Consider the following 12,224-nt stretch of genomic DNA (forward strand, 5'->3'; position numbering starts at 1 on the left):
GCCGAACGGTCCGGCAGCAGTACGCCCCGCAGCGCTCCGCCAGGTGCCTTTGCGCAGGTGTGAAGCGATGAGGAGGGGCTGCGCGGGAGATACCGGCACCTACTCGTCTGTGAAGTGCCATTTGCATGCGAACGGAGAGGGCAGCTCACAATGAACGATGGCCGGTTATAGTGCAAACCGGACGTCCTCCCTGACAGTCGAGTCATGGAATTGCCCACGTTCGTGAGGAACTGAGATCGTCGGCACCGCTCGGAGGGCGGCCGGTCTCAGGGTTGGCCCGACGGCAGAACAGGCTGCTGTTCTGGGGGAGAAGCCCCTGGGCAGTAGGCTGGCGCGTGCCGGGCCCTTTGCGCCGCCGGAGCCCACGCTTGGAGTCCGGCGCCGGACGCGTCGCGGTGGGCGCCACCAGCAGAGGATTCACGGGGGCCCCGCCCGTCGGAGCCGGAGTATTCGCCGAGGCCGTGACAGTCTGCCCAGGTGGCGGAGCGATCCCTTCAGCAGATGAGCACGTCCATCATTCGTCGGACGGTTTGCCCGAACAGCGGGGTAGCGGAGCTCCTTCGAAGGCGGGGTCGAAGTCGTTCCCCACCAGCCATTCACGACACCCCCCTTGTGTCTGACGGCGGACACCACCCCCACCCCGGTTTGGGGTTCATCAAGGACACAGACCGAGGCAGCGACGTAGCTGTGACGTAGCGCATGGTCACTTTCCGGTCAGTCGTGCTCCGAGGCTGCGTCAAGATTCCGTGTCCAGGCAAGATCGCGACTATCTTGCCTGGGTTGCTTCTGTTACGGATGGAGGTGGCAGGGGCACTACAAGCCAGCGGCCTGAGGGGCTGACTGTAGGGGGGAGGACTCGGTGGCCGACAACACGGGGGATCCGCAAGCAACTGCGGCTGCGCTGGAATCGGCGGCCGGCGCGCTTGCCGCGTCCGGCATTGGGTCGATCGCGGGTATCGGTGCTGTCATGGCCCGGGAATTGCGGGTAGAGACCGAGACGCTGACGGGCTTCAAGAACCGGGTGAACGACCTTCTGAACCGGCTGGAGAAGTCGAAGGCCGCTCCGCACAGGATCGCGGACAGCACCTTGCCGACGGGGCGGTTGGGAAACTTCGACGAAGCCGACGCGCTCCACAGCGCCTACAACCAGGTGCATGCCCAACTGGAGAACCTCTCCAAGATGCTGGCGCTGCAGATCGAGGGGCTGATGGTCACGGTCGACGCGTCGAAGACCAACTATCACAATCTTGACGACGACGTTCGAGATCGCCTGCACCGCATCCGCGTCGAGGCCAACAAGCTGGCTGTTGATCAGGCTCGGCCTGGAACACAGGGACACGGTGACGGCAGAGCAGGCGGATCCGGCCAGAGCGGGCATGGGGCAACGCCGGACTCGCAGGCAGGTGGCCTGTGATGTCCGTGCTGATGAGACAGTGCAACGGGATGGTCGCGGCACGGAAGGCGGCGGGTTTCCATGTCTGACTTTGCCAGCCGCATGTGGGAGTCGATCAAGCAGGAGCGGTTCCTGGTTCAGGACCCGGAACAGCTGTGGGCCATGGTCGAGTCGGCTGACGGGCCGACGGTCAGCGACCTTGGGGACCTGCTGACGGAGGCCGCCAAGACGATCAAGGAGATCGGTGGCGATCTGCTGAAGCACAGTCTGGCGGTCGAGTGGGAAGGCGAGGGGGGCGAGGCGTTCCGGACCTGGTGCAACCAAGCAGCGCTGACCACACTGAGCCTGGGGGACTACAGCGAGAACGCGGGCAAGTGGCTCGGCCACGCGGCGGACACGCTGCACGAGGTCAAGCCGCAGCTTGAGCTGCTGCGGAACCAGAGTGTCAGCGCGCGCTCGGTGCTCGATGCGCATGCGGCGAAGGCGACGGACGTCGGCAGCCACGACGGCGGTCCGTCGGATTCCGCGGTGACGAAGGCCAAGACCCAGTACGCCAACAGCCGTGCCGAGGCCGGCGGGCTGATGATGAAACTTGCCCAGTCATACACGGCATCGACAGAGCAGATCCACGCGGTGGAGGCGCCGAAGTTTCCGGAGCTGCCCAAGCAGTTCGTGCCGACCACGTTCTACGGCACCACGCCCGTCGACGTTCCCTCCGGTCATGGGACTGCAGCCCAGGGCGTGGCCACGCCCCGGGTCGGCCAAGGCGTCGCCACGCCAGAGAGGCCACCTGGACACGAAGCGAGGGCGGGAGGAAGCTCAGGAGGCACGAGCCCGGCACCGCAACCGTCCGTGCGGCACCACGCGACGGACGTGCCGGACGTGCCCGACACGCTGCCGCGCCACGTGCCAGACCCAACGAACACCACGATTGACAGCGTCAAAACTCTGCCGTCCTCTCCGGCGGTTCCGTCTTCGCCCTCGACGCCGCCGGTCGGACCCAGCGGACCTGACGGCCGCACACCGTCGACAACCGTGTCGCTTCCGCCTTCATTCGGGGCAGGAACGACACTGCCGCCTGATGTCCGGGGAGGCGGTGGACGTCCCGTGTCCGGGGGCCGGGGCCCTCTGGCCACGCCGTCCGGGCCGGGCACGTCCACAAGTCCGCGTATCCCGGGACGCGGACTCTCCGGGCCCTTCGGCCCTGGTGCGACCGGCGACCAGCCCGGTGCTGGTCGCGGGCCGATTGGCTCCCCGTCGGCCAGAGGGGGCAACGGCGTCACTGGCGGTCGCCCCGTATCGCCGCCGGCAGGACGGCCTTCCGGTGCGCTTCCGCGGGGCAACGTCATCGGCGGCACTCCGAACGAGGAGCAACCTTCCAGGGGCCGCGGTGCCGTACCGGGCCGTCCTTCTGCTGGCTCCACGCCGGCCCGTGGCAACAACCGCACAGTGGAGGGTGAGGGCGCGGTGAGGGGACGAATGCCTGCCTCGTCGAACGGCATCGTCGGGGGACAGCCCAGACCATCCCGAGACCGCGGACGGGCAGGGTTCACCTCGCGAAGCGTTCGGCCCGTGAGCGAAACTCCTGCAGACGAGCAAACGCCGCGACGTGGTGGACCACCCCGGAATGCCTCCAAACCTGCCCCGAACCGCGATGACCGCTCCGCTCGCGACAGGCGCTCCGGCAGCCGTGCGAACGGCCAGGGAGAGGACAGGGATCACCGGGCAGAGGACAGGGATGACCAGCCAGAGGAGAGGGAGAGCCGCCCGACCCCGCCGCCCCTGCCCAAAGGGCCTGACGATATATAGGACGAGAAGGATGACCATGCGCAGCCGCAGCAAGCAGACCAGATGGCACGGACGGGCCGTGTCCGCAGCCCTCGGAGTCGTGTTGGCGAGCTTGGCCGTCCCTCCCGCGCACGCCGACACGGTCCGCGAGCGGCAGTGGTACCTCGATGCCATGCACGCCGAGCAGATGTGGAAGACCAGCACGGGCAAGGGCATCACGGTGGCCGTGATCGATACTGGAGTGCAGGCCGACATCCCCGACCTGCGCGGCCAGGTTGTGGCAGGCAAGGACTTCTCCAAGCGGGCCGACGACGAACGCACGGACTACGACGGTCATGGCACTGGCATGGCTGTCCTCATCGCCGGCACAGGAGGCAGAGGTGCCACCACCGGCTCGTACGGTCTGGCCCCCGGCGCGAAGATCATGCCGATCCGCATCCCGGGCTTCATCGAGCGCAACCGCGCCGACGGCAATCAGGACGATTTCCCCACGAGCGTTGCGAAGGCTATCCGGTTTGCGGCCGATTCGGACGCCCAGATCATCAACATCTCGCAGGGGAGTACCGAAAATTCTCGGGCGTTGACGGAGGCCGTCTCCTATGCGCTGTCCAAGGACAAGTTGATCTTCGCGGCTGTGGGCAATGACGGAGACACCGTCAACGAGGTCAACTATCCGGCGGCCACTCCGGGTGTGGTGGGGGTCGGGGCGATCGACAGAAACGTCAAGGCTACGAAGGAGTCCGAGCACGGCTCCCAGGTGGACGTGGTCGCGCCGGGCGCGGACATCATCTCCGCCTGCCTCGAAAGCAAGAGCGGCGTCTGCGACTCGCACGGTACCAGCGACGCCAGCGCCCTTGCCTCCGCCTCCGCCGCCCTGATCTGGTCCAAGCACCCGAACTGGACCAACAACCAAGTCCTGCGGGTCATGCTCAACACCGCGAGCAAGCCGACGAGCGGCAAGGAACGCACCGACTACCTCGGCTACGGCGCCGTCCGCCCCCGCATCGCGCTGACCGACCCCGGCAACCCCGGCCCGGCCGACGTCTACCCGCTGCCCGACTTCAAGCAAGCGGCGTCCAAGGCACCCAACGGGTCGGCCACGGCATCCGCAAAGGACGACAGCAGCCCATCAGTAGCAGCATCTGCATCTACCGATGACGGCTCTGTACTGCCATGGATTCTCGGGGGCGCTGGAGTTGCAGTGCTTGCCGGTGGATTTCTCATCGCCGGAGCTGTGCGCAGCCGCCGGCGTTCGGCGGCGGCAGTCCAGACTCACGCAGCCGCGCCACTGGGACCGGGGCAGGCACCGTGGCACGGAGACAGCAACTACGGGGGGAGGCCCTGAGGTGGCGTGGGACGAGTGGGAGCAGCTGAAGGCCGACGCGCTGGCCCGTCGGCAGAACGGGATGCGACTGGACAGCGCTGCGGGTACCGGCACCGGCGGCGCGCCCGATCTGAAGACGAACGAGGCAGGAAACGACACCGCAGTCAAAGCCCTGCAGGATGAGATACCGCGAGGAACGGACAAGGCCGGCAGTCACGCCGACGAGTCCTCAGCCACGGCGGTGAGGGAGTTCAGCGGCTGGCAGACCGGCTCCGGGCTGAAGGACGCCCACGCGGAGTGGCAGTTGCAGGTCAAGAACCTGAAGGCGCGCCTGGGACAGGACCGAGCGGCGCTGGAGGGCAGTCATCAGCATCTCCAGTACGTCGATTACGGAGTCGGCAGCCGGACGGCGCAGATCAAGGCGGGACCCCACCAGGGGCACGAGGTCTAGGAAACCGGGGAAACGGGGACGGGGAGAAGGACGGGCATGCTCAGCTATCAGGACGTGGTCACCATCAAGCTCGGTGTTCTGACGACGGCGGCCACCGACTGGGAGGACATGGCCAGCGGCTTCGAGGACATGGAGACCCTCTACGCCGCGAAGGTGGAGTCGGCGGCGACCGAGGACACGGCAGGTATCACTGCAGCGGTCAGGGCCGCGCAATTGGCTGCCACCCGCCAGCAGTTCAAGGACGCGCAGACTGAAGCCCGCGCCATTGCCTCAATCCTGCGGGATGCCCATCAAGAGTTCTCCAAACTGATCGGCCACGTGAACGACGTTGTCGAGCAGGTGAAGGCGGACCACATGTCCGTCAACAGCCAGGGCGAGGCGGTCTACGACTTCCGCAAGCTCACCCCGATGCGACATGACGAGGACTACCCCAAGTACGTGTCCCAGGCGAAGAACGCTGAAGCGGCCTGGACGAAGAAGATCAAGGACGCCGTTCAGAAGGTGGACGACGCCGACCAGGGCGTGAAGCTCGCTCTCCACGAGGCGGCTGGCATCAAGAGCTGGATCCAGCGTGCGTTCGACGAGGCGATGGGGCAGGGCGATCACACCTTCAACGGCTCCGCCGTCGGTGACATCGAGGTGTACGAGGCCCGCGAGGCCAAGCAGTATGCCGACCAGATCCTGAACGGCGACAAGCTGCAAGGCGACGACCTGAAGGAGTGGCAGCGCCTCATGCGCGACAACTCCCACGACAAGGTCTTCAGCCAGACCCTCCTCAACTCCCTCGGCGCGGACAAAACCCTCAAGCTCACCAACAAGATCGACGACCTGGCGTACTTCGACGACACCAAGGACAAGAACGCCTACCTGCAGATCAACGGAGGCATTGCCGACTCGCTGGCGACCGCCACTCGTGTCCCCGACTTCAAGGACGCGAACGGCAAACACCTGCCCTTCGGGTCAAAGGGATACAACGAAGCCTTCGACAACTGGCTTACGACCGACGACGCCCAGTTCTACATCAAGTTCGGCAACGACCTGAGGGAACACGGCACCGACAAGTACGACCTCAAGGCCGCCGGGGAAAAGATCCAGATGATGACCAAGGGCCACGGCCAGCAGGTCCGCGGCTACCAGAGTTTGGTCACGTTGATGCAGCAGGGACATGGTGACTACTCACCGCAGTTCCTGTCCGACGTCACCGACGGCGCGATCGCCGCGGAGAAGGACCACCCGAACGTCTGGGACCTCTACGGCAACTTCGACAGCAAGAACGGCGACGACTGGTTCGCCAATGACCCGGTTGACGGTGCCCTGGGCATCATGGGCCGTGACCCGGAGGCAGCCGCCGGCTATCTCGACCCGCACGCGGGCGGCACTGACGACCGTCTCCACTACCTTCTCAAGGACCGAGACTGGAAGGTCGTCAACACCACTGACTGGCAGGGAAACCGAGAGATCGACACGTCCGATGTACAGGACACCGACGACCGCAGGGGACTGGGCGACGCCCTGACCGCGGCAGCCACCGGTATCGACCCGCACGGACCCCGCCCGGTGGGACCGACGCCGCACACGGACGCCAACAACCGAGTCTTCGTGCACGCACTGGATATCCTGTCCAAGCAGGGAGACGACATGCCTCCGTCCCTGCGCGATGACATGGCGAAGATCATGACCAATCACGGTCACGAGACCTATGTGGCGATGAGCGACCCGAGCGGCAGGCGCCATCCCGATGTCGGCCCCACGCTGGATCAGAAGCAGGTCATGGAAATGACCAAGCAGATCTCCCGGAGCCAACACTCTTATGGCCTGCTGCATGAGGGTATGAACTACGCCATCATGGACGACATCCATGACCGCTCGCGACGGCCGGAGGACACGCTCAGTTCGGCCGGATACGCTGTCGGGTTCATGGAGGATGCCCGGTACGCCGCGCTCAAGGGTGATCAGCACGACTACACCTGGGACAAGGCATGGAGCTATCACGCCTTGGGCGGGGCGCTGAACTTCATCCCGGTCTACGGAGACGCCGCCCAGCGTGGCGCGGACGTGCTCACCACCGCCTGGATCATGGATGAGCAACAGCATCAGGCCGACAAGCTGACCAGCGATAGCCAACACACCTACGACCTGCGTCGGAATCAGCTCAATTCCATCGCCGATCAGTGGTACTCGGTCAACTCTGACTGGGCCTCCAGCCAGAGTCACCCAGGGTATTCGCCCAATGACGGCGTGTACAAGCAAATCGAAGGTTGGGCCAATGATGGCGGCGCCCAGTTCCGAGGGATGGCGGGAATTCACTGATGGCAAAAGCGCGGCGCACTGCGCAATTGGTCCTTTGTGGCGTTTTTGTGCTCGCGATGACGGGATGCAGTAAAACTCAACCCGGCATTCCAGGCAGTTTCTGCCATGTCCCCGTTAATCATTCGGTCCTGTCGCCGCTGGTTCCGAATGGAGACAGCCTGAAGCAGAAATACACGCTTTTCGAGTCACACCCCGGCGCACAGTGTGACCTGAGCGTGGACGGCCGTGGTGTCCTGTCTGTCGCCGTGAACCGGTGGGATCGAGCCCCGGACCCGACAGACTGGAACAAGGTCGGAACGCCGTACAAGTACGCTGCCCAGCGAAAGGTCGCGTTCCCGGGGCACGCGTCGATCGGAAGCGACCGCGCCGTGGTCGAGGCAACGTGCAACACCAGGACCGCATACGTGGCCGTAGTGGTGGACTTCTGGGGCGACCGCGTCGAGGACACTCCCACCGGCTACAAGAAACTTCTTCGCTTCGTCAACGACTTCGTCCCTCGCGAAACAAAGAAGTTCGGCTGCACTAAATAGAGGCCATTTGAAGTATTAACCTCGATCATCTCCGAAGCGTTCGCGGCGTGTCGTCACTATGTTGCGCCATCGTTCGCGGGTCCGCTGTTCCCCGTCGATCCACCGTGCCCGTGCGGTCTCGGCGGGGAGCGGGAGGTCGGCCATGAAGTGGGCGATCTCGACGTAGTACGCGTAGTCGCCGCTGCGGGTGAGCTCGCGCAGGCGGGCGATCCCGGCCTCGAGCTCGTCTTGGGCACCAAGGACCGCATGGTGGAAGCACAGGGTCAGGTGGAGCTTGGCTGCGGCGTAGGAGATTCCGGAGACGCCGATCTCGGCGAGGAGGACGGCGGCCCGGTCCGGTAGGTCTGCGGCGTAGCCGGCATCGCGTACCAATGCGGCGATGCGAGCGGTCATCTCGGTGGAGCGCAGGCTGAGGCGCGACAGCATTTGGTCTGCCAGGTCGAGCTCGTCATCGGCCCGACGTGGGTCGGTGAAGGCGACGGCGAAGGCGAGATGCGCCTGGGACATGGCGGTCTCGCCAGCCATGCCGTGCTGTTCGGCTTCGCTCCGGGCTGCGAGATAGGCCGCTGCTGCCCGGTCCATGTCTCCCTGGACCCACCACACGTCACCGAGCACTCGATGATGTCGCCCCTCCCAGCCAAGTCTTCCAGCGGCATCCATCGCCGCGGGGAAGTCTCCGGACAGTCGGCTCAGATGCGCCAGGCCGCGTCCGGCGGCAAAGGCCAGCCGACCGCCGGCGGAGGCGACGCGCTGCATGCCCTGGCGCGAATCGTCGGTCAGCCCGAGGTCTCGCTGGGCCTTTGCCAGGTAGTACGTGGCGAGTTCGACCAGTTCATCGGGGAGCAGCCCCGACGCCAGGACGGCCGAGAGCCGACTGGCCGTACGCGCGCGGTGCTCGTGCTGACGGCGGGCGATGGCGCTGAGCGTTTCCACCAGAGCATCCGCCGCAGTTTGCAGCCCGGGTGTCGACGTGTTCTCCACGGACGGGAGAGCGAGGGGCTCCCAGATGGAATCTGCCACGTACTGGAAGGCGGCATCGGCGAGCCAGCCGAGATCGAGGCGGAAGTCCCGTGCGAGAAGCAGACCTTGCTGCAGGCAGCCGACCAGGACGGTTCGATCGTGTCGCAGGTCTTGCCGCCACTGCGCTTCCAGGGCGTGGAATGCACGTTCGGCCGCGCGTTGCCAGTCCTGTTGTGACCAGCGGTCGTCACTGCCGTCGTCCGCGTTGCGGATGGCGGACCGGATGAGGTCGTGGATATGGAAAGGCCACACGCCGGAGGAGGACTCACGGATGAAGGGACGCTCGATCAGTCGCAGGGCGGGCGCATCGTGGTCCATGGCGGCGACCTGGGTGGCCAGGTGCACGGAGAATGCACTGAGCAGGCTGACCGAGCGGAGCACGTGGCGCTCTTCGGCGGTGAGGTCACTGAGGGTCCGGGCAATCAGGGCGGGAAAGTCATGGTCGAAGTCGGTGACCTGCGGCTGCCTGCCACCACGTCGCAGCTCCAGATAGCGCATCACCGACAGGTCTAGATACAGGGGCAGTCCGTGGGAGCGCTCGGCGATGATCCGGCGGACCGGTTCGGTGATCAGCGGCTGGCCGCCGCGGCTGAGCCTGCGGGTCAGGTAGTCCTCGCAGTCCTCGGGAGAGAAGTCGCCGATCAAGATCTGGCGGCTGGAGGCATCCGACCGGGTGTACGCAGCGTCGCCTGTGACGAGGCCGGGCCAGGCGCTCGGTCCGACCCAGTCGAGTTGCCCATCCAGGTTCGTCTCCGCCCACTGGAGGCGGTTGCGCCCGGTGACGACGAAGAACGCGTTGGGCATCAGCCACACGATGCGCTGGAGCAGTCGCTCGAAGTCGCGGTGAGTGCGGTCGCCGGTGTCCTCGAAGGTGTCCAGCAGGATCACGGGTAGTGCGCTCTTGTCGGCCGGGAGCTGGGCCAGGTCCCAGGCGAGAAGATGCGGGTAGAAGCTGAGGGCTTCCAGGTCGGGCTCGGCCTCCAGGAGGTCGGCCAGGCGGGAGCAGCCGGCGAGGGCGCGTACGGACTGGCGCCGCTCACGTAACGCCTTGACGAGCAATCCGGCCCCGTGACCGAGCGCGCTCCCGACGGTGCCGGGCAGGAGCAGGGCCTGGGCGATGTCGCTGAGCGCGGACTGCATCTGCTGGGGAAGGGCAGCAGCGGCGCTGAAGCGGCTCAGCAGCCCACCCCGGCGCAGGTAGTCCTCGATCGATTCGCCCGGGTGGTTGTGCTCCCAGTAGCGGCGCAGGGCGACGTCGAAGGCGGGCATCGGCCGGCCAAGCACGGCGACGGCAAGACGGATGGCGAGGATGACACGCTCGAAGTCGATGCCTGCGGCGCGGGCGAGGTCGATACGGACCGGCAGTGCCCGCTCCTCGGGATAGGACGGCGATTCCCATTGCGCGGGCCGGTGCTCGCTGTGGGCGAGCGACGCCTCGATCTTGCGGGAGAGCGTGGACTTGCCGATCCCGCCCACGCCGTGGAAGACGAGGATGTTGTGGCGGGGAGCTTCCAGGTCCTCCGCGTCGAAGTCCGCACGGGCCACGTGCCGTACGTGCTCTGCGAGGCAGGCTGTTACCGCCTGCCATTGTGCCTGCCGGTTCGTGAACGCCTCACTGGCGGCGATGCTCCGGTCGTTCGAGCTGAACAGCGTTCGAAGGTCCCGCCCTGCCACCGCTCCCCCTGACGATCAACTGCAGCCAATCTACGCTGCGTTGGCCACAGCCTGGCAAGCCCGCATTCAGGCCGGAACCTCACATCTTCCCTCATGGTCACGCGCCACGCTGCTGGCGCTCATCCGCCTGTTCGTCAGGCCGGTTCGGGGAGACACGGGGGCAAGCAGTTCATGCATTGCGGAACGGTTGTTCCACGGAGTGGGTTGCTTCCGGGGCGGGCTGCCCGCTGCCGTACGGGGGTGGTGCCCGGCAACGGGTCGGAACGACTGCTACGCCCCGTTGGCTTCCTGCGTCATGCCAGTGCAGCGCGCCCGGCGTCCGTGGGTACGACGAGGTCGGGGTGACTCCCATCGGCTGGGGTGACGACGTGGACGAGGCCCTTCTTCCACAGCTCCGCAGAGACGCCGTACCAGGCCATCTGCCGCTCGACCCACGCCTCGTGGCCGGGGTGGTTCTCGTCCATGCCGGGCTCGGCGGGGTTGAGGACCGGGAAGTAGTCGGACATTGCCACCGGCCTGGGAGACTGGGCGATCAGCTGCAGCAAGTCGCGTTCTTCGTTGCTCAAAGCCATGTGTCCAGGCTATGGCAAGGCTCTGGCAGGGCAGCAGGTTGGGACGGTGCAACGCAAGGTTGCAGCTGCACCACCTGGCTTGCTGCCTCAAGTGAAGGCCAGTTCACGGAAGGCGTTGCGGACGTCGGTCAGAGGTCCTCGGTCGCGTGTGTAGTAGAGCTTGTTGGTGAGCAGCACCGCCCATCGGTCCTTGGCGGGCGAGATCCACATGCCCGTGCCGGTGAAGCCGTAGTGGACCCACACGTCCTGTTCCGCGGTGGTACCGGGGGCGGGGTGCCAGAACAGGCCACGGGCTGGCTGGAGTTTTCCGGTCTGGACGGTCAGAGAGCAAGCGGTCCACTTGGTCCCGAAACCGGCAGGGGTTCGGGGCGCGGAAGCGTCGAGCATGTAGCGCAGGAAGGCGACGAGATCGTCTAGGACGGTGAAGACGCCCGCGATACCGCAGACGCCGCCCAGAAGGCGTGCGGAGAAGTCGTGGGCGGTTCCCTTGAGATGTGTGTCTGTGTCCTGGTCGAGTTCGGTCGGGGCGCAGCGGGCGGCGGTTTCGGGGGGCAGCGGTCCGAAGCGGGTGGAGTCCATGCCCAGCGGGTTCCAGGTACGGGCGGTGGCCAGCTGGTCCAAGGGTTGGCTGGCGAGGTGTTCCGCGAGATAGCCGAGGATGAGGGCGGCCCGGTCCGTGTACTCGACGGCTCCCCCAGGTGCCCGGTGGAGCTGCTCCTGCAGGACGCCGCGACGGATGTTGTCGGGGTCGGTCCCGTACAGGTTCTTCAGCTGGGCCCGTAGTGGGACGCCGGCGGTGTGAGTCAGCAGCTGGCGGGCGGTTACGGCTCCCAGCGGATGGCCGGTGACCTCGGCCCAGAAAGTCCCCAAGGGCTGGTCGAGGGCGAGGGCACCCTCCTCCCATAGGGCGCCGATGGATGACCAGACAGCGAGGACCTTGGTGAGGCTGGCAGCGTCGAAGACAGTGTCGGCGCGCATCGGCACGTCTGGCTCGTCGGGGTCTAGGACGCCGGTGGCACCCTGGGTGCGGATGCCGGTGGCGTCGCCGACGGCCCACACGACGCCGGGGTAGACCTTGTCGCGGACGCCCTCGTCGAGCAGGACTTCGATGCGGTCGTTGTCGTACGTCATGGTCTCCCTCTTCGCTGGGGCATGCCGTTGG

General features: G+C 66.2%; 9 protein-coding genes. 5 read left to right on the top strand and 4 right to left on the bottom strand.

Annotated features, from left to right (window positions below; all coding sequences use genetic code 11):
* Nucleotides 1–859: 859 nt before the first annotated feature.
* Complete coding sequence (locus AC07C1_RS11400; protein ID WP_478938475.1) at nt 860–1,414, top strand: hypothetical protein; 555 nt, start codon at nt 860–862, stop codon at nt 1,412–1,414.
* A 332-nt stretch (nt 1,415–1,746) separates the two neighbouring features.
* Here AC07C1_RS11400 and AC07C1_RS11405 read toward each other — a convergent pair whose 3' ends face one another.
* Nucleotides 1,747–2,076, bottom strand: coding sequence for a hypothetical protein (locus AC07C1_RS11405; protein WP_478938476.1), 330 nt, complete (start codon nt 2,074–2,076; stop codon nt 1,747–1,749).
* A 1,136-nt stretch (nt 2,077–3,212) separates the two neighbouring features.
* Between AC07C1_RS11405 and mycP the strand changes: the two genes are divergently transcribed.
* Genes mycP through AC07C1_RS11425 form a run of 4 tightly spaced genes read left to right on the top strand, consistent with a single transcriptional unit; the run spans nt 3,213 to nt 7,796 of the window.
* The gene (gene mycP, locus AC07C1_RS11410; protein WP_478938477.1) at nt 3,213–4,526 is read left to right on the top strand and encodes a type VII secretion-associated serine protease mycosin; all 1,314 of its coding nucleotides are present in this window, start codon (nt 3,213–3,215) and stop codon (nt 4,524–4,526) included.
* A gap of 1 nt (nt 4,527) precedes the next feature.
* Complete coding sequence (locus AC07C1_RS11415; protein ID WP_199379036.1) at nt 4,528–4,956, top strand: hypothetical protein; 429 nt, start codon at nt 4,528–4,530, stop codon at nt 4,954–4,956.
* A 36-nt stretch (nt 4,957–4,992) separates the two neighbouring features.
* Nucleotides 4,993–7,266 (top strand): hypothetical protein, encoded by a 2,274-nt coding sequence (locus AC07C1_RS11420; protein WP_478938478.1) that lies wholly within the window; start codon nt 4,993–4,995, stop codon nt 7,264–7,266.
* Complete coding sequence (locus tag AC07C1_RS11425; RefSeq protein WP_478938479.1) at nt 7,266–7,796, top strand: hypothetical protein; 531 nt, start codon at nt 7,266–7,268, stop codon at nt 7,794–7,796. The genes AC07C1_RS11420 and AC07C1_RS11425 overlap by 1 nt, the downstream gene beginning before the upstream one ends.
* A gap of 15 nt (nt 7,797–7,811) precedes the next feature.
* Here the strand turns inward: AC07C1_RS11425 and AC07C1_RS11430 are convergent, their stop codons facing one another.
* The 3 genes from AC07C1_RS11430 to AC07C1_RS11440 form a co-directional block, all read right to left on the bottom strand.
* Nucleotides 7,812–10,490 (bottom strand): ATP/GTP-binding protein, encoded by a 2,679-nt coding sequence (locus AC07C1_RS11430; protein WP_478938480.1) that lies wholly within the window; start codon nt 10,488–10,490, stop codon nt 7,812–7,814.
* Between the two features lie 293 nt (nt 10,491–10,783).
* The gene (locus AC07C1_RS11435) at nt 10,784–11,062 is read right to left on the bottom strand and encodes a hypothetical protein (RefSeq protein ID WP_478938481.1); all 279 of its coding nucleotides are present in this window, start codon (nt 11,060–11,062) and stop codon (nt 10,784–10,786) included.
* 87 nt (nt 11,063–11,149) lie between these two features.
* The gene (locus AC07C1_RS11440) at nt 11,150–12,193 is read right to left on the bottom strand and encodes a serine hydrolase domain-containing protein (RefSeq protein WP_478938482.1); all 1,044 of its coding nucleotides are present in this window, start codon (nt 12,191–12,193) and stop codon (nt 11,150–11,152) included.
* Nucleotides 12,194–12,224 lie beyond the last annotated feature (31 nt).

Source organism: Streptomyces sp. NPDC045022, from assembly GCF_056432605.1.